The sequence below is a fragment of the Streptomyces sp. MBT53 genome (assembly GCF_016654115.1).
In the GTDB taxonomy this organism is placed as follows: domain Bacteria; phylum Actinomycetota; class Actinomycetes; order Streptomycetales; family Streptomycetaceae; genus Streptomyces.
The window spans coordinates 1-21,786 of sequence record NZ_JAEQAZ010000203.1; the positions used below are offsets into that span (position 1 = coordinate 1).

At 69.0% G+C, this 21,786-nt stretch carries 18 protein-coding genes and 3 tRNA genes; 12 read left to right on the top strand and 9 right to left on the bottom strand.

Annotated features, from left to right (window positions below):
- The 3 genes from hrpA to JHN45_RS53620 form a co-directional block, all read left to right on the top strand.
- Nucleotides 1-3,631: ATP-dependent RNA helicase HrpA (hrpA, locus tag JHN45_RS42995; protein WP_201054796.1), on the top strand; the 3,631-nt coding region annotated here is incomplete at its 5' end.
- A 95-nt stretch (nucleotides 3,632-3,726) separates the two neighbouring features.
- Nucleotides 3,727-3,801 (top strand) — tRNA-Asp (locus JHN45_RS43000).
- A gap of 246 nt (nucleotides 3,802-4,047) precedes the next feature.
- The gene (locus JHN45_RS53620; RefSeq protein ID WP_236584730.1) at nucleotides 4,048-4,224 is read left to right on the top strand and encodes a DUF6274 family protein; all 177 of its coding nucleotides are present in this window, start codon (nucleotides 4,048-4,050) and stop codon (nucleotides 4,222-4,224) included.
- Between the two features lie 402 nt (nucleotides 4,225-4,626).
- Here the strand turns inward: JHN45_RS53620 and bldC are convergent, their stop codons facing one another.
- Both bldC and JHN45_RS43010 read right to left on the bottom strand, forming a co-directional pair.
- Nucleotides 4,627-4,833 (bottom strand): developmental transcriptional regulator BldC, encoded by a 207-nt coding sequence (bldC, locus tag JHN45_RS43005; RefSeq protein WP_003949541.1) that lies wholly within the window; start codon nucleotides 4,831-4,833, stop codon nucleotides 4,627-4,629.
- A gap of 511 nt (nucleotides 4,834-5,344) precedes the next feature.
- A complete protein-coding gene (locus JHN45_RS43010; protein WP_200713706.1) occupies nucleotides 5,345-6,190 on the bottom strand; it encodes a hypothetical protein in 846 nt (281 codons plus the stop codon).
- 222 nt (nucleotides 6,191-6,412) lie between these two features.
- Between JHN45_RS43010 and JHN45_RS43015 the strand changes: the two genes are divergently transcribed.
- Together JHN45_RS43015 and JHN45_RS43020 are read left to right on the top strand one after the other, a co-directional pair.
- A complete protein-coding gene (locus JHN45_RS43015; protein WP_201054797.1) occupies nucleotides 6,413-7,504 on the top strand; it encodes a Glu/Leu/Phe/Val dehydrogenase in 1,092 nt (363 codons plus the stop codon).
- A 275-nt stretch (nucleotides 7,505-7,779) separates the two neighbouring features.
- Nucleotides 7,780-8,037 carry a DUF3073 domain-containing protein gene (locus JHN45_RS43020; RefSeq protein WP_019061825.1) on the top strand — a complete coding sequence of 86 codons (258 nt, stop codon included), beginning with the start codon at nucleotides 7,780-7,782 and terminating at the stop codon, nucleotides 8,035-8,037.
- 130 nt (nucleotides 8,038-8,167) lie between these two features.
- Here JHN45_RS43020 and purM read toward each other — a convergent pair whose 3' ends face one another.
- From purM to JHN45_RS43035, 3 genes are all read right to left on the bottom strand, one after another.
- Nucleotides 8,168-9,232, bottom strand: coding sequence for a phosphoribosylformylglycinamidine cyclo-ligase (purM, locus tag JHN45_RS43025; RefSeq protein WP_200713708.1), 1,065 nt, complete (start codon nucleotides 9,230-9,232; stop codon nucleotides 8,168-8,170).
- Between the two features lie 48 nt (nucleotides 9,233-9,280).
- The gene (gene purF, locus JHN45_RS43030) at nucleotides 9,281-10,810 is read right to left on the bottom strand and encodes an amidophosphoribosyltransferase (protein WP_200713709.1); all 1,530 of its coding nucleotides are present in this window, start codon (nucleotides 10,808-10,810) and stop codon (nucleotides 9,281-9,283) included.
- Between the two features lie 188 nt (nucleotides 10,811-10,998).
- Nucleotides 10,999-11,796, bottom strand: coding sequence for a maleylpyruvate isomerase family mycothiol-dependent enzyme (locus tag JHN45_RS43035; RefSeq protein ID WP_201054798.1), 798 nt, complete (start codon nucleotides 11,794-11,796; stop codon nucleotides 10,999-11,001).
- Between the two features lie 187 nt (nucleotides 11,797-11,983).
- On the opposite strand from JHN45_RS43035, the gene JHN45_RS43040 reads away from it, so the two are divergent.
- On the top strand, nucleotides 11,984-13,102 hold the full coding sequence (locus JHN45_RS43040; RefSeq protein WP_201054799.1) for an NAD(P)/FAD-dependent oxidoreductase: 1,119 nt from the start codon (nucleotides 11,984-11,986) through the stop codon (nucleotides 13,100-13,102).
- A gap of 76 nt (nucleotides 13,103-13,178) precedes the next feature.
- On the opposite strand, the gene JHN45_RS43045 is transcribed toward JHN45_RS43040, so the two are convergent.
- The 4 genes from JHN45_RS43045 to purS all read right to left on the bottom strand — a co-directional run bounded on the left by JHN45_RS43045 (nucleotide 13,179) and on the right by purS (nucleotide 17,887).
- A complete protein-coding gene (locus JHN45_RS43045; RefSeq protein ID WP_201054800.1) occupies nucleotides 13,179-14,462 on the bottom strand; it encodes a hypothetical protein in 1,284 nt (427 codons plus the stop codon).
- A 211-nt stretch (nucleotides 14,463-14,673) separates the two neighbouring features.
- Entirely contained in the window at nucleotides 14,674-16,950 is a 2,277-nt protein-coding gene (gene purL, locus JHN45_RS43050; protein ID WP_201054801.1) for a phosphoribosylformylglycinamidine synthase subunit PurL, read from the bottom strand.
- On the bottom strand, nucleotides 16,947-17,627 hold the full coding sequence (purQ, locus tag JHN45_RS43055; RefSeq protein ID WP_201054802.1) for a phosphoribosylformylglycinamidine synthase subunit PurQ: 681 nt from the start codon (nucleotides 17,625-17,627) through the stop codon (nucleotides 16,947-16,949). The genes purL and purQ overlap by 4 nt, the downstream gene beginning before the upstream one ends.
- A complete protein-coding gene (gene purS, locus JHN45_RS43060) occupies nucleotides 17,624-17,887 on the bottom strand; it encodes a phosphoribosylformylglycinamidine synthase subunit PurS (RefSeq protein ID WP_015659417.1) in 264 nt (87 codons plus the stop codon). Before purS ends, purQ begins: the two co-directional genes overlap by 4 nt.
- A 382-nt stretch (nucleotides 17,888-18,269) precedes the next feature.
- Between purS and JHN45_RS43065 the strand changes: the two genes are divergently transcribed.
- The 6 genes from JHN45_RS43065 to JHN45_RS43090 all read left to right on the top strand — a co-directional run.
- Entirely contained in the window at nucleotides 18,270-18,587 is a 318-nt protein-coding gene (locus tag JHN45_RS43065) for an Lsr2 family protein (protein WP_019073805.1), read from the top strand.
- A 136-nt stretch (nucleotides 18,588-18,723) separates the two neighbouring features.
- Nucleotides 18,724-18,795 (top strand) — tRNA-Gly (locus JHN45_RS43070).
- A gap of 80 nt (nucleotides 18,796-18,875) precedes the next feature.
- Nucleotides 18,876-18,951: transfer RNA gene (locus JHN45_RS43075), tRNA-Gly, on the top strand.
- Nucleotides 18,952-19,076: 125 nt separating this feature from the next.
- Nucleotides 19,077-20,015, top strand: coding sequence for an ABC transporter ATP-binding protein (locus JHN45_RS43080; RefSeq protein WP_200713714.1), 939 nt, complete (start codon nucleotides 19,077-19,079; stop codon nucleotides 20,013-20,015).
- Nucleotides 20,012-20,788 carry an ABC transporter permease gene (locus JHN45_RS43085; protein ID WP_200713715.1) on the top strand — a complete coding sequence of 259 codons (777 nt, stop codon included), beginning with the start codon at nucleotides 20,012-20,014 and terminating at the stop codon, nucleotides 20,786-20,788. The genes JHN45_RS43080 and JHN45_RS43085 overlap by 4 nt, the downstream gene beginning before the upstream one ends.
- Nucleotides 20,789-20,808: 20 nt before the next feature.
- On the top strand, nucleotides 20,809-21,786 hold a 978-nt coding region (locus tag JHN45_RS43090), incomplete at its 3' end, for a sensor histidine kinase (RefSeq protein WP_236584731.1).

The following is a 21,786-nucleotide window of genomic DNA, read 5'->3' on the forward strand; positions in this document are numbered from 1 at the left end:
GTGTGGCCGATCATGCCGCGGACGCCGCGGCATGATCGGCCACACCCAGCCCCGCCGTATCGCCGCGCGCACCGTCGCCGAGCGCATCGCGGAGGAGATGGACACCCCGCTCGGCGAGGCCGTCGGCTGGAAGGTCCGTTTCACCGACCAGGTGAACCAGGAGTCGACGTTCATCAAGCTGATGACGGACGGCATCCTGCTCGCCGAGATCCAGACCGACCGCGAACTCCGCGCCTACGACACGATCATCATCGACGAGGCCCACGAGCGGTCCCTCAACATCGACTTCCTGCTCGGCTATCTGGCCCAACTGCTGCCCAAGCGCCCGGACTTGAAGGTCGTCATCACGTCGGCGACCATCGACCCGGAGCGTTTCTCGCGGCACTTCGGCGAGGCCCCGATCATCGAGGTGAGCGGCCGGACGTATCCGGTGGAGGTGCGCTACCGCCCGCTCCTCGAAGATGACTCGGAAGACTCCGACCGTGACCAGATCACCGCGATCTGTGACGCCGTGGAGGAGCTTCAGGGCGAGGGCAAGGGCGACATCCTGGTCTTTCTCTCCGGGGAGCGGGAGATCCGCGACACGGCGGACGCGCTGGTGAAGAAGAACTACCCCCGCGCCGGAGGCGCTAATGGGCAGGGCACGGAAGTCCTCCCCCTCTACGCCCGGCTCTCGCACGCCGAGCAGCATCGCGTGTTCCAGCAGCACACGGGCCGAAGGATCGTTCTGGCGACCAACGTCGCCGAGACATCCCTCACCGTCCCGGGCATCAAGTACGTGATCGACCCCGGCTTCGCCCGGATCAGCCGCTACAGCCACCGTACGAAGGTGCAGCGGCTGCCCATCGAGGCGGTCAGCCAGGCGAGTGCCAACCAGCGCAAGGGCCGTTGCGGCCGTACGTCGGACGGCATCTGCATCCGGCTCTACTCCGAGGACGACTTCCTCGCCCGCCCGGAGTTCACGGACGCCGAGATCCTGCGGACGAACCTCGCCTCCGTCATCCTCCAGATGACCGCGGCCGGTCTCGGCGAGATCGAGAAGTTCCCGTTCATCGACCCGCCGGACCACCGCAACATCCGCGATGGCGTCCAACTCCTCCAGGAACTGGGCGCGTTGGACCCGGCCGAGAAGGACCCGCGCAAGCGGCTCACACAGACGGGCCGCAAGCTCGCCCAGTTGCCCGTGGACCCGCGGCTGGCCCGTATGGTCCTGGAGGCCGACAAGAACGGCTGTGTCCGCGAGGTCATGGTGATCGCCGCCGCGCTCTCCATCCAGGACCCGCGCGAACGCCCCGCCGACAAGCAGACGCAGGCCGACCAGCAGCACGCCCGTTTCCGCGACGAGACGAGCGACTTCCTCGCCTTCCTCAACATGTGGCGGTACATCCGCGAACAGCAGAAGGAACGCGGCTCGTCGGCCTTCCGCCGGATGTGCAAGCAGGAGTACCTGAACTTCCTCCGCATCCGCGAGTGGCAGGACATCTACAGCCAACTCCGCACGGTGGCGAAGCAGATGGGCATCCAGTTCAACGAGGAGGATGCCGCCGAACAGAGCGTCCACGTCTCCCTCCTCGCGGGCCTGCTGTCCCACATCGGCATGAAGGACGTGAAGGACGGCGCGAAGAACGAGTATCTGGGCGCCCGCAGCGCCAAGTTCGCGATCTTCCCGGGTTCGGCGCTCTTCAAGAAGACCCCGCGTTTCGTCATGTCGGCGGAGCTGGTGGAGACTTCACGCCTCTGGGCCCGCGTCAACGCCAAGATCGAGCCCGAGTGGGTCGAGCCGCTCGCCGGCCACCTCCTCAAGCGGACGTACAGCGAACCGCACTGGGAGAAGGACCAGGCGGCGGTGATGGCCTTCGAGAAGGTCACGCTCTACGGCGTCCCGATCATCGCCCAGCGCAAGGTGAACTTCGGCCGGATCGACCCGGAGGCGAGTCGCGAGCTCTTCATCCGCAACGCACTCGTCGAGGGCGACTGGCGCACGCACCACAAGTTCTTCGCCGACAACCGCAAACTCCTCACCGAGGTCGAGGAGTTGGAGCACCGCGCCCGGCGCCGGGACATCCTGGTCGACGACGAGACGCTCTACGACTTCTACGACCAGCGGGTCCCCGAACACGTGGTGTCCGGCGCCCACTTCGACTCCTGGTGGAAGCACAAGCGGCACGAGGAGCCCGAACTCCTCGACTTCGAGCGCTCGATGCTCATCAACGAGCGTGCGGGCGACATCAGCAAGGACGACTATCCGGACTCGTGGCGGCAGGGCCCGCTCAAGTTCCGCGTGACGTACCAGTTCGAGCCGGGCGCGGACGCCGACGGTGTCACGGTCCACATCCCGCTCCACGTCCTCAACCAGGTCACGGACGAGGGCTTCGACTGGCAGATCCCGGGCCTGCGCGAGGAGGTCGTGACGGAGCTGATCCGCTCCCTCCCGAAGCCGATCCGCCGCAACTACGTGCCGGCGCCGAACTTCGCGCAGCGCTTCCTGGCGACGGCGGTCCCCCTCCAGGAACCTCTCCCCACCACCATGGCGCGGGAGTTGAAGCGCATGGTCGGAGTCCCTTTCACGGCCGACGACTTCGACTGGTCGAAGGTCCCGGACCATCTCCTGATCACCTTCCGGATCGTGGACGAGCGGCGCCGGAAGATCGCCGAGGACAAGAACCTGGAGGCGCTGAAGCTCCGGCTGAAGCCGAAGGCGCGGCAGGCGATCTCGCAGGCGGCCGCGGCGACGGCGGAGCGTGAGGGCGGGGAGTCCCTGGAGCGGAAGGGTCTGACGGACTGGTCGATCGGCACGCTCACGAAGGTCTTCGAGACGCGTCGGGCGGGTCAGCCGGTGAAGGCGTACCCGGCGCTGGTCGACGACGGCGACACCGTCTCCGTACGGCTCTTCGACACGGAGGCCGAGCAGGCGGAGGCGATGTGGAAGGGCACGCGGCGGCTGATCGTCCGCAACATCCCGGTCAATCCAGCGAAGTTCGCTTCCGAAAAGCTCACCAACGCGCAGAAGCTCGCGCTGTCCGCGAATCCGCACGGTTCGATCCAGGCGCTGTTCGACGACTGCGCGCTGGCGGCGGCCGACAAACTCATCGGTGACTTCGGCGGGCCGGCGTGGGACGAGGAGTCGTACCGGAAGCTGTACGAGCGGGTGCGGGCGGAGATCGTCGACACGACGGTGCGGGCGGTGAGCCAGGTCCAGCAGGTGCTGGCCGCCTGGCAGGCCTGTGAGCGCCGGCTGAAGGGCGCGAGCAGTCCGGCGCTCCTCCCGAACCTCGCGGACGTACGCGCCCAGCTGGACGCCCTCGTGAAGCCCGGGTTCGTGACGGCGGCCGGGATACGTCGTCTGCCGGACCTGATGCGCTACCTGGTGGCCGCGGACCGTCGTCTCCAGCAGATGCCGACAGGCGTCCAGCGGGACACGACCCGCATGGAGAAGGTCCACGAGATGCAGGACGAGTACGCCTGGCTCCTGGAACAACTCCCTCAGGGCCGCCCTGTGCCGTCCTCGGTCCGTGACATCCGCTGGATGATCGAGGAGCTCCGAGTCAGCTATTTCGCGCACGCGCTGGGCACGGCCTACCCGGTCTCCGACAAGCGGATCGTGAAGGCGATCGACGCCGCCGCGCCGTAACAGCGCCTGCACACAGGGTGAGTTCGACCAGGCGGGCCACCCTCCTGTACAGTCTCGTCTCGCAGCACAACGCACCATCAAGTGCCGCGAAACAAGGTCCTGTGGAGCAGCTTGGAGTGCTCGCCACCCTGTCAAGGTGGAGGCCGCGGGTTCAAATCCCGTCAGGACCGCAGTGAACGAAACCCACTTCCTTCGGGAGGTGGGTTTTTTCGTGCACGCGCGGCGGCCTGTCGGCACCGGCCGGCATTACTCAGCCCGTCCGGCGTTTGAGGACGAGGCCCCTTCAGGGCCGTTGGGGGTCCGGGGGCGGAGCCCCCAGGGACGGTGCCGGGCGCAGACGGCCCCCTTGACGCCGCCGCAGGCGCCCGGTACCCAGAAACCAGGCCCCGTTCCCGCAGGGCCACTGGAGGTGGCGCATGGCGGCTTCGGTCAGGCATGAGACGCGGGCTCTGCTCCGTGCGCATCTGTCGGCCGCCAGCTCCTACCGCCATGTGACCCGGCACTGTCCGATCTGCCACCGCCTGCTGCGGCTGGCTCTGGACTCCCCTCCGCCACCGGAGCCTCAGGACGATCCACCGGACCAACTCCCCTAGCGCACATAGACCATGGGCAACAAGTCCTCTGGCATGTGACGGGTGTCACCGCATAAGTTTTTGAAACGGTGGAACTTAAGACTCGCCTACAACTGGTCAATTTAATATGTGCAATTGCACCCCTGTGAGCGATGGTCCACAGGAGATCCGACAGCCCTCCCCAGACTCCGACAAGGTCCCTCACAGGACCCCGCGCGAGCCGCGCACGGACCCACGACCAGGCACAAAAAAGATCGCGCTGGACCCGGCGGAGTCCAGCGCGATCTACGACGCACCCTGTGTTCACATGTCTAAGAGCGTTGGGCGTGGGCTCTGTTGGGGCAGAACCCGCGTCGCTTGGAGCTGTGCTGTTCGGGCGCTTGACCGGTTGGGGGACCAGCCGTTTCGCCCGTATTCAGTTGGTCAGGCTTCGCTGCGCTGCTGCGGAATGCCCGCGAGCAGTGCACGGACCTCCGCCTCGCGGTAACGGCGGTGTCCGCCGAGCGTGCGAATCGAAGTGAGCTTTCCGGCCTTCGCCCACCGCGTGACCGTCTTGGGGTCCACACGGAACATCGTGGCGACCTCAGCCGGGGTCAGCAGCGGCTCGGCATCAGGGGTGCGAGCGGTCATGAGCGGCCTCCTCGGGAGAACCGAACCTTCTCGGTTCTTTCCTCTAAATTCTGCACCTTGACCCGCGTTGCCCGAAATGGCGGACGCGAGTCGAGTCGGTTATAGGACGAACGGCATGTCCTCGGCACTACAACTACACCATCTGTCCAACCGCTACGGCCAAACCGACGGAATTGCCATCCCAGGTGTCCATCAGCGACGGAAGCCGATGGACCATGCCATAACGGACAGTCACACCACTGTGACGATCAGTCACAGGATGATCAGGAGTCATCGAGACCCCCCAAAGCACGCAATGCTGAGATTCCGCCCACAACGGGACGGACAGAGTCCTCCCCGGACTCCTTGTCCTATTTTGGCATGAGGGCGGGCAAGGGGCGCAAGGGATCTGCACGTGCGATCCGTCACCCTTGACATCAATCGTCCGGATCGGGACCTACGTCCCGTGTTGACGAACCGTAAGAATCCTATGCGCAGTTGTTCGAAGGTGTCAGCCTCGACGGCCCGGGCGTCAGTTCGCCGACCGCCGGTCCCGGACCGACCGCCACCGCTCCACGAGCCGCCCGTACGCCTCGCCCGCCGCCGCCCCGTCCCCGGTCCGCAGCGCCTCGATGCCCTCGGCCACGTCCGCCGCCGAGTGGTCGTCCTCCAGCTCGCCGGCCGGCACGACGTGCACGAGGCCGCCGTAGTCCAGTTCCACCAGCGAACGCGGATGGAACTCCTCCAGCCAGCGCCCCACGTCCACCAGACCGTCGATCAGCGGCCCGTCGTCGATCGCGTCCTTCAGGGTCCGCAGCGCCCGTGCCGTGCGCCGCCGCGCCTGCACCATCGGCGTCCGGTAGCGCAGCATCGGCGGATCGTCCCCGGACGCCTTGTCGTAGCGGCGCTCCTCGTCCCCGACGAGCACGAACCAGTTCAGCGGCACCTGCCAGGTCGCCGTCCGGATCCACGGGCGCGCGTCCGGGTTGCGGGCCAGCCAGCGCTCGTAGTCCTGGGTGGCCTGGTGCCGTACGAGCGGCGGCAGTACGGCGTCCAGGACCGAGGGCGGAAGTTCCTCCGCGAGGTCTCCCAGGGCCTGCCAGCCGCGCAGCCGGGTCCGCCAGGGGCAGACGCAGACCACGCCGTCGACCTCCACCACGAAGGCGTCCGCGCTCTCGTGCACCGGGACCGCGACCGGCGGGGTGGGCAGCAAGTCGGCCAGCGCCCGGCGCAGTTCGTCCTGGTACGACGGACGGTCGGGCCGGCGGGCGTAGCGCGCCCAGTGGCCGCGCTCCGGCTCCGGGAAGGCGGCCAGCGGTTCATAGACCCGTAGATAGGTCGCGTACGGGACGGTCACCGAGGACACCTTCTTGGGCACGCCTGCTCCCTCCCCCGCCGACCGTCAGGAAAACCTTCGGAACCCGCTCACGAACGGGCGGGAAAACTATGCAAATCGTCGCACGGACACCCCCCTTCGGTAGGTGATCCTGAACACTGCACCGATGGCGGTCACACGCAGGCCCTACGCTCGTGCCACGGCACCCGCCACCCCTACGGGGGCCTGTCTCCAACCGCCGCCACTTACCCAGGAGTCACCACAGTGACCGACGTAGACAACGGCGTCCTGCACACCCTGTTCCACTCGGACCAGGGCGGTCATGAGCAAGTCGTGCTCTGTCAGGACCGGGCCAGCGGCCTCAAGGCCGTCATCGCCATCCACAACACCGCGCTGGGCCCCGCACTGGGCGGCACGCGCTTCTACCCGTACGCGAGCGAGGCCGAAGCCGTCGCCGACGCGCTCAACCTCGCCCGCGGGATGTCGTACAAGAACGCCATGGCCGGCCTGGACCACGGCGGCGGGAAAGCCGTGATCATCGGCGACCCGGAGCGCGACAAGACCGAGGAACTCCTGCTCGCCTACGGCCGGTTCGTGGCCTCGCTGGGCGGGCGGTACGTCACCGCGTGCGATGTCGGCACGTATGTCGCCGACATGGACGTCGTGGCGCGCGAGTGCCGCTGGACGACCGGGCGTTCGCCGGAGAACGGCGGCGCGGGCGACTCCTCCGTACTGACCGCCTTCGGGGTCTTCCAGGGCATGCGGGCCAGCGCCCAGCACCTGTGGGGCGACCCGTCGCTGCGCGGCCGTACGGTCGGCATCGCGGGCGTCGGCAAGGTCGGGCACCACCTGGTGGAGCACCTGCGGGACGAGGGCGCCGAGGTCGTCATCACCGATGTGCGCGAGGAGTCCGTACGGCGGATCCTCGACAAGCACCCGACCGGTGTGCGGGCCGTCACGGACACCGAGGCGCTGATCCGGGTCGAGGGACTGGACGTCTACGCCCCCTGCGCGCTCGGCGGCGCCCTGGACGACGAGACCGTGCCGGTGCTGACCGCCGAGGTGGTGTGCGGCGCCGCCAACAACCAGCTCGCGCACCCGGGCGTCGAGAAGGACCTCGCCGACCGCGGGATCCTCTACGCGCCGGACTACGTGGTGAACGCCGGCGGAGTGATCCAGGTCGCCGACGAGCTGCACGGGTTCGACTTCGAGCGGTGCAGGGCGAAGGCCGCGAAGATCTTCGACACCACGCTGGCCATATTCGCACGTGCGAAGGACGACGGTATTCCGCCGGCCGCCGCGGCCGACCGGATCGCCGAGCAGCGGATGCACGAGGCGGCCGTGCGGAACAGGTGAGCCGGTACCCGCCGGCGAGGAGTTAGAGAGAACTCTCACGTTCGTCGGCGGGTCGCCTGCCAAGAAGTGGTTAAAATCGCGGTTGACCAGCGAGGACAGGGCACCTCGCGGGTCCTGTGGCCCGGCACGTGCTGCGGGCGACGTACCGTATGGGCGCGGGCTCAGGTACCGTGGAAGCCCTACGGACCGGTCTCTCCACGGAGAGTCCGTTCCAGATCATGAACGCGTGTCAAGACTCTGAGGCCACCGAGCCTCGTATCCGAGGGGGTCGAGCCATGGGGCGCGGCCGGGCAAAGGCCAAGCAGACGAAGGTCGCCCGCCAGCTGAAGTACAGCAGCGGCGGGACTGACCTCTCGCGTCTGGCCAATGAGCTGGGCGCTTCGACTTCGAGCCAGCCGCCGAATGGCGAGCCGTTCGAGGACGACGACGAGGAAGAAGACGACCCGTACGCTCAGTACGCGGATCTCTATAACGACGACGACGAGGACGAGGACGACGAGTCCGGTCCCCAGTCTCAACGTCGCGGCGCTTGACGCAACAGCGTCCCTCCGCAGTTTCCGCATATCCGGAACAACTGCACCTCACCCGGTCCGGGGCAACACCGCCGGACCGGGTTTTGTGCTGCCGTTCGGCAGGCGGCCGCCGTGATCAGGCCGCGGCGCTTTAGATCAAATACGTGCCGACCATGGCCGCGCCCGTCGCGTGGTCGCCGCGCTCGGTGATCTCGCCGGCGACCCATGCCTCGACCCCGCGGTCGGCCAGGGTCTCCAGGGCCACGTCCGCGGACTCCTCCGGGACGATCGCGATCATGCCGACGCCCATGTTGAGGGTCTTCTCCAGCTCCAGGCGTTCGACCCGGCCGGTCCTCCCGACGAGGTCGAAGACCGGCGCCGGGGTCCAGGTGGAGCGGTCCACGATGGCGTGCAGGCCGTCCGGGATCACCCGGGCGAGGTTCGCGGCCAGTCCGCCGCCGGTGATGTGCGAGAAGGCGTGCACATCGGTCGTGCGGGTCAGCGCGAGGCAGTCCAGCGAGTAGATCTTCGTGGGCACGAGGAGTTCCTCGCCGAGCGTGCGGCCGAGTTCCTCGACGCGCGCCTCCAGGTCCAGGCCGGCCTGGTCGAGGAGGACATGCCGGACGAGCGAGTACCCGTTCGAGTGAAGTCCGGAGGCGGCCATGGCGATGACCGCGTCACCCGTGCGGATGCGATCCGCGCCGAGCAGCCGGTCGGCCTCCACGACGCCCGTACCGGCGCCGGCGACGTCGAAGTCGTCCGGGCCCAGCAGACCGGGGTGTTCGGCGGTCTCGCCGCCGACCAGGGCGCAGCCGGCCAGCACACAGCCCTCGGCGATGCCCTTGACGATGGCCGCGACACGCTCGGGGTGCACCTTGCCGACGCAGATGTAGTCGGTCATGAAGAGCGGCTCGGCGCCGCACACCACGATGTCGTCCATGACCATCGCGACCAGGTCGTGCCCGATCGTGTCGTAGACGCCGAGGCGGCGGGCGATGTCGACCTTCGTGCCGACGCCGTCCGTGGCGGAGGCGAGCAGGGGGCGCTCGAACCGCTTGAGGGCGGAGGCGTCGAAGAGCCCGGCGAAGCCGCCGAGGCCGCCGAGGACCTCGGGGCGCTGGGTCTTCTTCACCCACTCCTTCATGAGTTCCACGGCGCGGTCGCCGGCTTCGATGTCGACGCCTGCGCTGGCGTAGCTGGCACTGGTCTCAGACATTGCCTGGGATCTTTCGCGTTGATTGGTGCGGCGGGGCTGCGGCGGTGCTTACGGGCGACGGATCGCGTCGGCCGCGGCCGTGGCGGCCGGACCGGCCGCCAGCTCGGTCTCCAGGAGCTGCTTGCCGAGCAGCTCGGGGTCCGGGAGGTCCATCGGGTACTCGCCGTCGAAGCAGGCGCGGCACAGGTTCGGCTTGGCGATGGTGGTCGCCTCGATCATGCCGTCGAGGGAGATGTACGACAGGGAGTCGGCGCCGAGCGAGGTGCCGATCTCGTCGATGGTCATGCCGTTGGCGATGAGTTCCGCGCGGGTGGCGAAGTCGATGCCGAAGAAGCAGGGCCACTTCACGGGCGGCGAGGAGATCCGGATGTGGACCTCGGCGGCCCCGGCCTCGCGGAGCATGCGCACGAGCGCCCGCTGGGTGTTGCCGCGCACGATCGAGTCGTCGACGACGACCAGGCGCTTGCCCTTGATGACTTCCTTCAGCGGGTTCAGCTTCAGGCGGATGCCGAGCTGCCGGATGGTCTGCGAGGGCTGGATGAACGTACGGCCGACATAGGCGTTCTTCACCAGACCGGCGCCGAACGGGATGCCCGAGGCCTCCGCGTAGCCGATGGCGGCCGGGGTGCCGGACTCCGGAGTCGCTATGACCAGATCGGCGTCGACGGGAGCTTCTTTGGCGAGTTTCCGGCCCATCTCGACACGGGAGAGGTACACGTTCCGCCCGGCGATGTCGGTGTCGGGGCGGGCCAGATAGACGTACTCGAAGACACAGCCCTTGGGCTTCGCTTCCGCGAATCGGGAGGTGCGCAGGCCGTTCTCGTCGATGGCGACGAACTCGCCCGGCTCGATCTCGCGGACGTAGGCGGCGCCGCAGATGTCGAGGGCCGCGGACTCGGAGGCGACGACCCAGCCGCGCTCCAGCCGGCCGAGGACCATCGGGCGGATGCCCTGGGGGTCGCGGGCCGCGTAGAGGGTGTGCTCGTCCATGAAAACGAGCGAGAAGGCGCCCTGGACCTGCGGGAGGATCTGGTGGGCCGCCTCCTCGATGGTCAGCGGCTTGCCGTCCGGGTCCTCCTGGGCGGCGAGCAGGGCCGTGAGGAGGTCGGTGTCGTTGGTCGCGGCCACGCGCGGGGTGCGGCCGCCCTCCTTCTTCGGGAGGTCGGCGACCATCTCGGCGAGCTGGGCGGTGTTGACCAGGTTGCCGTTGTGGCCGAGCGCGATCGAACCGTGCGCGGTGGCGCGGAACGTCGGCTGGGCGTTCTCCCAGGTGGAGGCCCCGGTGGTCGAGTAGCGGGCGTGACCGACCGCGATATGACCCTGGAGCGAACCGAGCGAGGTCTCGTCGAAGACCTGGGAAACGAGGCCCATGTCCTTGAAGACGAGGATCTGGGAGCCGTTGCTGACCGCGATTCCCGCGGATTCCTGGCCTCGATGCTGGAGGGCGTAGAGCCCGAAGTAAGTGAGCTTGGCGACCTCTTCACCGGGAGCCCAGACTCCGAAGACGCCACAAGCGTCCTGGGGTCCTTTCTCGCCGGGGAGCAGATCATGACTGAGTCGACCGTCACCACGTGGCACGGCACCGAGTGTAGGCGAGATCGACCACTGGTCCGAATTCGGGATACACGCCTGTAATGGATCACTCCCCGACGCCACCGCTCCCACCAGCCAAAACACGGAAAGCGACGCTACGACGGCCCCGCCGCCCGCCCTACGAGGTGAGCGGTCGCACATCCTGCCGCGCCCCGACCGCCCCCGAACCGCCCTCAGGACATGATCGGCAGCAGCCCCCCGAGGTCGGCCCGCTCCCCACTGGCCCTGACCTTCGCCTCTTCCACGGCGTCCTTCCACGACGTCCGCCCGGTCGCGAGCCGCATCCAGGTCAGCGGGTCGGTCTCGACGACATTGGGCGGGGTGCCGCGGGTGTGCCGGGGCCCTTCGACGCACTGCACGACGGCGTACGGCGGGATCCGCACCTCCGTCGAACCGCCGGGCGCCTTCACGGCCAGCGCGTCGGCCAGCAGCCGGGTGCAGGCGGCGAGGGCCTGACGGTCGTAGGGGATGTCGAGGCCGGGGACGGCGGCGTTCAGGTCGTCGGTGTGGACGACGAGTTCGACGGTGCGGGTGACGACGTAGTCGGCCAGGGGCATCGCTCCGACGTTCGTGGCGAGCAGCCGGGTGCCGGGGTGGGCGTCGAGGTGGGCGGTGAGGCCCTGCTCGATGCCGGCGAGGTAGGTGTCGAGGTCGGGGTTCCGCTCGGCAAGTCGGTGGGCCAGGTCGGCGAGGGCGTCGGAGCTGGCGGCGGTCGCGAACGGCCAGTCGAGCAGGGTGGCGTCCGGCGCGCCGGGCACCGGCCGGTCGAGGAAACGGCCGATCGCGGAGAGCGCGGCCCCGATGTGCGCGACCAGCTCCCGCACGGTCCAGTCGCCGAGCCGGGTCGGCAGCGCGAGCTGCTCGGGGCTGAGGCCTGCCACCGCCTCCCGTACGTTCCCGAACTGGGCGAGAACCGCGGTGCGGGTCTTGACCGGGTCATAGGTACGGGCGCGCTTCTTGGCCGTGGGCATGGCGGCGAGCCTAATGCTTGTCGGGGGGCGGTCTCACGGCGTTTTCCGCGCGTGCCGGAGAGGGCCGTATCGGCGGTCTGTCGGGGGTGTCGGCGATGCGTCGGCGGGCTGTCGGCGGCGGGTCGGAGTCTGGCCGGGATCCCGTCGGACGGCCGTCCGGTGGGCCCGTCGTACGCAAGGAATCGTCATGACCACGCACGTCACGATCATCGGCGCCGGACTCGGCGGACTGACTCTCGCCCGCGTCCTGCACGTCCACGGCATACCGGCCACGGTCTACGAGGCGGAGGCATCGCCGATGGCCCGGCTGCAGGGCGGGATGCTCGACATCCACGACTACAACGGTCAACTCGCCCTGGAAGAGGCCGACTTGCTGGACGAGTTCCGCGCCATCGTCCTGCCGGGGCGGCAGGCGACCCGCGTTCTCGCCCCGGACGGCACCGTCCTGCTCGACAAGCCGGACGACGGCACCGGCCGCCGCCCCGAGGTGCAGCGCGGCGAACTGCGGCAGATCCTGCTCGACTCGCTCCCGGCCGGCACCGTGCGGTGGGGGCACAAGGTCACCGGGGTGCGCGCGCTCGGCGACGGCCGGCACGAGGTGGTCCTCGCGGACGGCGGCACCGCCGTCACCGGTCTGCTCGTCGGCGCGGACGGCGCCTGGTCCCGCGTACGGCCGCTGCTGTCCGACGCCACCCCGGAGTACTTCGGCCGCACCTTCGTCGAGACCTACCTCTACGACGCCGGGACCCGGCATCCCGCCGCCGCGAAGGCGGTCGGCGGCGGATCGCTGTTCGTGTTCGACAAGGGCACGGGCGGGCAGTGGATCGCGGCCCACCGCGAGAGCGGCGAGACGCTGCACGCCTATCTGACGCTGGCCAGGCCGCTGGAGTGGTTCGACGGCATCGACTTCACCGACGCCGCCGCGGCCACCGCGCGGATCGCCGCGGAGTTCGAGGGCTGGGCCCCCGAGATCACCGCCCTGATCACCGACAGCGACACCGCCCCGGTGCCACGCCCCCTCAACTCGCTGCCGATCGGGCACCGTTGGGACCGGGTACCCGGCGTGACCCTGGTCGGCGACGCGGCCCATCTCTCCCCGCCGGACGGCGAGGGCGCCAACCTCGCCATGCAGGACGGCGCCGAACTCGCCCTCGCCATCGCCGCGTTCCCGGACGACATCGAGCGGGCGCTCACCGCGTACGAGGAGGCCCTGTTCCCCCGTAGCGCCACCGCCGCCGTCGAGGCCGTGGCCACCAACGAGGCGATCGGTCAGAACCCGTTCGCCTTCTTCGACCAGGAGGCCTGACAGACGAAGGCGTCCGTGGAGCGGTCACGTCGACCGTTCCACGGACGCCTTCGTCCTGACGCCGCCCCGGCCAGGTCTAGGACGGCTGGAACGTGGCCGCGGCCGGGAACCTCAGACCGGTGCAGTCGCGGCGGGCGACGACATCCGTGACGTACGCCTTGAAGAGGGCCTGGAGCCGCTTCTGGACGACCTTGCTGTACGGATAGTCGATGCTCAGCGTGTGGACGGCCGGCTGTCCGGCGCAGGTGGAGGAGGCCCACCACACGTTGTCGTCACGGTCGTAGCCCGCCGTGCCGGGCTTCAACGCCACCTGATCCCGGCCGAAGTAGTCCGTCGCGACCTCGCGTGCCTCGTCGCCGAAGGAGGACTCGGTCCGCAGCCAGAACGGCGCGACCCGGAGCACGTCGTCGAGGCTGTCGGCGCCGACCTCGTCCTTGCCGAGGCCGGGCCACATCCCGCGCACCTCCTTGTTGCTCACCCCGAGCAGGCAGCTCTCCTCCTGCGCGTGGGCGGCGGGGGCGGCCAGGGCGCGGTCGGGGAAACGCCAGCGGCCCTTCGCCCCGATGTACCCGGCGTACCAGCCGCACGTTCCGCCGGCCGACTTCGCGTTCACCAACTTCGCACTCGGTGTGGGCAGTTCGGCCGGCAGCGCGGGCAGCGTGGCCTTGCAGCCGAGCTTCTTCGCCGCCCGTACGGCCGCGGTGCGGGCCAGCCCCGCGAGCGTTCTGCGGTCGGCGTCCGTGACCGGGGCGACCTCGAAGTACTTGGCCACGGTCATCGTGTTGACGGACGTCGTCCGGCCCGACTCGTCGACACAATCGGCCTTCACCACGGCCGCGTTGCCGTAGTACACACCGAGCCGCCCGTCACCGATCGGGTACGCCGCGGTCTGCTCCGCCTCCCGGGTGATGTCGTCCTTCGCCGGCCCGCCCAGCAACCCGAACGGGTCGTCCCACCCGCTCACCAGCTGCGCGAAGTCGTCGCTCGGGTTCGCCCAGACGGAGAGCAGGAAGTGGCCGTGCGTGGAGCCCGACTTCCCGAGCCGGTAGATCTGACACTGCGCGGACGTCGAGGCGGTACCGAGGTCGCGGATCGAGTCGTCGTCCCCGCTGCCCGCCCGCGCCCTCGTCGTACCGCCGTTGAGGTCCAGCACCTGGTCGGGGTCGACAAGTCCGGCGCAGGCCTTGGCGATCCGGTCCCGGCTGGCGGCCCGGTCGAAGTGGTCCTCGGTCTCCAGCCACAGCCCCCAGCCACCCGCACCGACCCCGAACACCGCTGCCACGGCCACGAGTTGGTTGACGGCGTTGCGCCGACGGCTCCCTCGGTCCGGAGTCAGCCAGCGGGAGCGCGGAAAGGGCACCCGCGCACGCTCGGAGGCTTCAGACGTGTTTCCACTGCGGAAGCTCACGCGCGCCTCCGGCCGCCGCCGAACTCGCTTGTCCCCACCGGTACTTCCACGTTCCCGCTCCCCCGTTCCAGACCCACGGACCGTCGAAGTCAACACGAGCGAAGGCCCTGCCCGGATCCCGGACAGGGCCTTCGCCTGCGTTCCCACGACGACTGACGACGATCTACGCCAGCAGCGCCGGGATCGTCCCCTCGTGCGCCTCGCGCAGCTCCGCCAGGGAGAGCGCGAACTCGCCCTGAACGTCCACCACTGCATTTGAATCAGACACAGTGCCGTCCACGACACCGATGCGCGTGACCGGCAGGCCCCGTGCGCCGCACATGTCGTTGAAGCGCAGCTCCTCCGAGCGCGGAACGGCGACGACCGCGCGGCCCGCCGACTCCGAGAAGAGGAAGGTGAACGCGTCCAGGCCGTCCGGGACGATCAGGCGTGCGCCCTTCTCGCCCAACAGGGCCGATTCCACGACCGCTTGGATCAGACCGCCGTCGGACAGGTCGTGCGCCGAGTCGATCATGCCGTCGCGGGAGGCGGAGATCAGGATCTCGGCGAGGAGGCGTTCGCGCTCCAGGTCGACCTTCGGGGGCAGCCCGCCGAGGTGGTCGTGGACGACCTGCGACCAGGCCGAACCGCCGAACTCCTCGCGGGTGTCGCCGAGGAGGTAGAGCAGCTGCCCTTCCTCCTGGAAGGCGACCGGCGTGCGACGCGCGACATCGTCGATGACGCCCAACACCGCGACCACCGGCGTCGGGTGGATGGCGACATCGCCCGTCTGGTTGTAGAGCGAGACGTTGCCGCCCGTCACCGGGGTGCCCAACTGCTGGCAGGCGTCCGCCAGTCCACGGATGGCCTCCGCGAACTGCCACATGACCGCCGGGTCTTCGGGCGAGCCGAAGTTCAGGCAGTCGGAGACGGCGAGGGGCTTCGCGCCCGTCGTGGCCACGTTGCGGTAGGCCTCCGAGAGCGCCAACTGGGCGCCCGCGTACGGGTCCAGCTTCGCGTACCGGCCGTTCCCGTCCGTCGCGATGGCGACGCCGAGGCCGGTCTCCTCGTCGATGCGGATCATGCCCGAGTCCTCGGGCTGCGCCAGCACCGTGTTGCCCTGCACGAAGTGGTCGTACTGCGAGGTGATCCACTTCTTGGACGCCTGGTTCGGGGACGACACCAGCGCCAGAACCTGGGCCTTCAGTTCCTCCGAAGTCCCGGGCCGGGGAAGCTTGTTGGCGTCGTCCGCCTGGAGCGCGTCCTGCCAGGAAGGGCGGGCGTACGGGCGCTCGTAGACCGGGCCGTCGTGCGCGACCGTGCGCGGGTCGACGTCCACGATCTTGCCGCCGTGCCAGAAGATCTCCAGCCGGTCGCCGTCGGTCACCTCACCGATGACGGTGGCGATGACGTCCCACTTCTCGCAGATCTCCAGGAACCGGTCGACCTTCGACGGCTCCACGACCGCGCACATCCGCTCCTGCGACTCGCTCATGAGGATTTCCTCGGGCGAGAGCGTGGAGTCGCGGAGGGGTACGTCGTCCAGCGTGACGGTCATGCCGCCGGAGCCGTTGGACGCCAACTCGCTTGTGGCGCAGGAGAGTCCGGCCGCGCCGAGATCCTGGATACCGACGACCAGCTTCTCCTTGAAGGCCTCCAGGGTGCACTCGATGAGGAGCTTCTCCTGGAAGGGGTCGCCGACCTGGACCGCCGGACGCTTCGACGGCTTGGCGTCGTCGAAGGTCTCACTCGCCAGGATCGACGCGCCGCCGATGCCGTCGCCGCCCGTCCGGGCGCCGTAGAGGATGACCTTGTTGCCGGCGCCGGAGGCCTTCGCGAGGTGGATGTCCTCGTGCCGCATCACGCCGATGGCACCGGCGTTGACCAGCGGGTTGCCCTGGTAGCAGGCGTCGAAGACGACCTCGCCGCCGATGTTGGGCAGGCCCAGGCAGTTGCCGTAGCCGCCGATGCCCGCGACGACGCCCGGGAGGACGCGCTTGGTGTCGGGGTGGTCGGCCGCGCCGAAGCGCAGGGGGTCGACGACGGCGACCGGGCGGGCGCCCATCGCGATGATGTCGCGCACGATGCCGCCGACACCCGTGGCCGCGCCCTGATACGGCTCCACGTACGACGGGTGGTTGTGGGACTCCACCTTGAAGGTGACCGCGTAGCCCTGGCCGACGTCGACGACGCCGGCGTTCTCGCCGATGCCCACGAGCAGGGCGTCCGACTGGGGGGCCTTCTCGCCGAACTGGCGGAGGTGGACCTTGGAGGACTTGTACGAGCAGTGCTCGGACCACATGACGGAGTACATGGCGAGCTCGGCACCGGTGGGCCGGCGGCCGAGGATCTCCACGACCTTCTCGTACTCGTCCTTCTTCAGGCCGAGTTCGGCCCAGGGCAGCTCGACGTCGGGGGTCTCGGCCGCGTGCTCGACCGTGTCCAGAGGCGTCCGGCTCATGCGTTGACCAGCTTCTTGAGGATCGAGGTGAAGAAGGGAAGGCCATCGGTGCGGCCGGACCCGATCAGCGGCTCGACCGCGTGCTCGGGGTGCGGCATGAGGCCCACGACGTTCCCGGCGGTGTTGGTGATGCCGGCGATGTCGCGCAGCGAGCCGTTCGGGTTCACGTCGAGGTAGCGGAAGACGACGCGGCCCTCCGCCTCCAGCTCGTCGAGCGTGTGCTCGTCGGCGACGTAGCGGCCGTCCATGTTCTTCAGCGGGATGTGGATCTCCTGGCCGGCGGTGTAGTCACCGGTCCAGGACGTGTCCGCGTTCTCCACCCGCAGTTTCTGGTCACGGCAGATGAAGTGCAGGTGGTTGTTGCCGAGCATCGCGCCGGGGAGGAGGTGTGCCTCGGTGAGGATCTGGAAGCCGTTGCAGATTCCGAGGACGGGGAGTCCCGACTTCGCCTGCTCGATGACCGTCTCCATCACCGGCGAGAAGCGGGAGATGGCACCCGCGCGCAGATAGTCGCCGTAGGAAAAACCGCCCGGGAGGACTACCGCGTCCACCTGGTGGAGGTTCTTGTCCTTGTGCCAGAGGGCGACCGGTTCGGCGCCGGCGAGGCGGATCGCGCGCTGGGTGTCCCGGTCGTCGAGGCTGCCCGGGAAAGTGACGACGCCAATACGAGCGGTCACTTCGCGGCCTCCGCGACTTCCTCCACCTTGACGGTGAAGTCCTCGATCACGGTGTTGGCGAGGAAGGATTCCGCAAGATCGTGGATGCGGGCGAGCGCGGCCTCGTCGACCGGGCCGTCAACTTCCAGTTCGAATCGCTTTCCCTGACGTACGTCGGAGATGCCTTCGAAACCCAGGCGTGGCAGCGCACGCTGGACCGCCTGGCCCTGGGGGTCGAGGATCTCCGGCTTGAGCATGACGTCGACTACGACGCGTGCCACTGGCACTCCCGGTGTTGTGGTGCTGAGCGTGTTCCTGCGGGTCTTCGACAGGTGTCTTCAGACTACCCGCACAAAATTTCTACGCGAGTAGAGTTGTAGGAATCTACGTGAGGACCGTCACGATCCGGCATCGAGTGGGGGTCTTCACGAAAAGTTCAGGGAAAGATCCCGGATCGATCCCGGTTCACTATTGCGCGGAGACACGCGGGAAGATTTAGTCGGGCTTCACATTGCATTGCCGGGCACTGTACAAATGAATTGGCAATAGCCGATACTTTGCCCATTAACAGGCGGACAGTCGACATCTCCGCACCTCCGTGGCGTCTCCGTGCGCCCTCGCGGATAGTGCGGTTTCAGGTGTCGCACGAAGGGACCGATATTCGTGGCGCAGAAGGTCGTGGTCACTCTCTTTGACGACATCGACGGCTCGGAAGCGGCGGAGACGATCGCCTTCGGACTCGACGGCAAGTCGTACGAGATCGACCTGAATCAAGCCAATGCCAAGAAACTGCGTAAGGCGCTCGCGCCCTACGTGGACGCAGGTCGCAAGCGGTCGAGGTCGGGCAAGGCCTACCGCCAGACCGAGGTGGCCCCCGACCCGGCGGCCGTCCGCGCCTGGGCACAGGCGAACAAGATGGACGTACCGGCCCGCGGACGCATCCCCAAGAAGGTCTACGAGGCGTTCGCCGCCGCGCAGTAGTGCGGACCGTGGGACTGGGCCGACGACCGGTCACCGGGCCCTCGGGGGAACCGACTTGCGCTGCACCCCTCCTGGTCAGCTAGAGTTCGGAGCACGCCGAGGGGCGAGGCCGAAAGGCCCAGCTCACGGAGTACATGCGGGTGTAGTTCAGTAGCAGAACATCCCCCTTCCAGGGGGAAGGCGCAGTGTGCAATTCCTGTCACCCGCTCTGCATCACCGTCCGGACCACTCTGGTGGATCGGGTAGGCTGGTGCTCGCGCCGATCGGTGAGAGCCGGTCGGAGGCAATGCGGACGTAGCTCAGTTGGTAGAGCGCAACCTTGCCAAGGTTGAGGTCGCCAGTTCGAACCTGGTCGTCCGCTCCAGCGAAAACCCCCGGTCCACTGGACCGGGGGTTTTCTCGTATGTCCGCCGCCCGTCTGACATTTGTCATGCCGAGTGATGACACCGCGCACTGCTGCCGCGCCCCCGCCGCCGGGACGCTGGAGTCATGGACACCAACGAACACGAACACGTGATTGAGGTCACCGACCTACGCCGTGTGTACGGGGGCGGGTTCGAGGCTGTGCGGGGGATCACATTCTCCGTGCGGCGCGGCGAGGTCTTCGCGCTCCTCGGCACCAACGGCGCCGGCAAGACCTCGACCGTCGAGGTGCTGGAGGGACTCGCGGCGCCGTCCGGCGGCCGGGTGCGGGTCCTCGGCCACGATCCCCACACCGAGCGGGCCGCCGTACGGCCACGGACCGGGGTGATGCTCCAGGAGGGCGGCTTTCCGTCCGAGCTGACCGTGGCCGAGACCGCGCGGATGTGGGCCGGCTGCACGAGCGGGGCACGGCCGGTGCCGGAGGCGCTCGCACTGGTCGGTCTTGAGCGGCGGGCCGCCGTACGGGTGAAGCAGTTGTCCGGGGGTGAGCGGCGGCGGCTCGATCTCGCGCTCGCGCTGCTCGGGGAGCCCGAGGTGCTGTTCCTCGACGAGCCGACGACCGGGCTCGACGCCGAAGGGCGCCTGGACACCTGGGAGTTGGTGCGGGCGCTGCGCGACGGCGGGACGACCGTGCTGCTGACCACGCACTACCTGGAGGAGGCCGAGGGGCTCGCCGACCGGCTGGCGATCATGAGCGAGGGGCGGATCGCGGTCACGGGGACACCGGACGAGGTGACGGCCGGGCGACCGTCGCGGATCTCCTTCGAACTGCCCGCCGGGTACTTCGTGGGGGACCTGCCGCCGCTCGGCGAACTGGGGGTCGTCGGGCACGAGGTGGCCGGGGGAGTCGTACGGCTGAGGACGCATGAGTTGCAGCGGGCGGCGACCGGGGTGCTGGTGTGGGCCGAGCGGGCGGGGGTCGAGTTGCGGCGGCTGGAAGTGCGGTCGGCCTCGCTGGAGGAGGCGTTTCTGGGGATCGCGCGGGAGCAGGAGGTGGCCGTATGAACGCCGTGGCGACTACGCCCGCCGGGCGGATGCGGGCGCTGGGGCGGGCCGAGCTGAGTCTGCTCGGGCGGAACCGGAACGCGGTGGTGACGGCGCTGTTCGTGCCGCTGGCGCTGCCGTTCAGTGTGCGGCCCGCGATCGACCAGATGGATCTGAAGGGGGAGGGGCTGAGCGTCGGTTCGGTGATGCTCACCGCCGCGATCGGGTTCTCGCTGCTCTTCGCCGTGTACTCGTCGTTGGTGAGCGCGTTCGTCGCGCGGCGGGAGGAACTCGTCCTCAAGCGGCTGCGCACCGGGGAGCTCGGCGACTCCGAGATCCTCGCCGGGACCGCGCTCCCGGCCGTGTGCCTCGGGTTCGTGCAGTCCGCGCTGCTGGCCGCGGCCTGTGTGCTGCTGCTCGACGCCGGGTCGCCCGCGATGCCCCAACTCGTCGTCCTGGGGCTGCTGTTCGGGCTCGTCCTGAGCGCCGCGCTGGCTGCTCTCACGGCCAGTGTGACCAGGACGGCGGAGAGCGCGCAGGTGACCGCGCTGCCGGTGGTGCTGGTGTCGATGATGGGATCCGGGATGATCATCCCGCTCCAGCTCCTGTCCGACCGGGTCGCCGACGTCTGCCAATTCCTTCCCCTCTCCCCCGTGATCCGGCTGATCGGCGGCGGCTGGAGCGGCGACCTGTCCGGCTCCGACGCACTGGTCGCCGTCCTGACCGCGCTGGCCTGGACCGTCCTCGCGGTGTTTGCTGTACGGCGGTGGTTCCGGTGGGAACCGCGGCGCTGACGTACGGAGAGCACCGGATCATGCGGACATCTGGCAGCACGCGCGACTCCGGCGGCTGGTGGGGGCGGAAGACCACGCCCGCGAAGGTCGAGACGTACACCCGGTGGTCCTTCCACTTCTTCGCCCTGATCGAGGTCGCGGCGGTCGGACTGCCGCTGTTCGCGCAGGTCGGGACGGATGCCGCGAGCTGGATGGCGGTGCTCGTGACCGTGCACGCGCTGCTCTGTTCCGCCACCGCCTCCCGGGCGCTCGACTGGACGCGCGACCGGCGGGCACAGCCCGTACGACTGCTGTGGTTCCTCGGGGCGGTGACCGCGCTGATCGCCGCCGTCGCGGTCGTCCTGGGGGAGCGAGGTCACGGCGACGACCAGGCGCAGGCCGCCGCGACCACGCTCCTGGTGGGCGTGCTGAGTTTCGGCATCGGCACCCTGACGCTCGGGGTCCGCGGTCTGCGGCAGGTTCTGGGGGTGGTGGCGGGTGCGGTCGGCGGAACGCTGGTCCTGCAGCTCGCGCTGGGTGTGGCCGCCCCGACCGCGCTCGTCACCGCGGTCATCGTCCTGTTCGCCGGCGGTGGTCTCGCCTTCACCGCCGTCTTCTCCGTCTGGCTCCTCGACGCCGTCTACGAACTCGACGAGGCCCGCGAGACCCGGGCCCGGCTCGCCGTCGCCGAGGAACGGCTCCGCTTCGGGCGCGACCTGCACGACGTGATGGGCCGCAACCTGTCGGTGATCGCGCTGAAGAGCGAACTCGCCGTACAACTCGCCCGCCGAGGGCGGGCCGAGGCCGTGGACCAGATGATCGAGGTGCAGCGCATCGCTCGCGAGTCGCAACGGGAGGTACGAGATGTCGTACGGGGCTACCGCGAGACCGCACTCCACGTCGAACTCGCCGGAGCGCAGGGCGTGTTGACCGCGGCAGGCATCGAGTGCGAGGTGACCGGGGAGGCGACGGGACTACCGACCGAGGTCCAGTCGGCACTCGGCTGGGTGGTCCGCGAG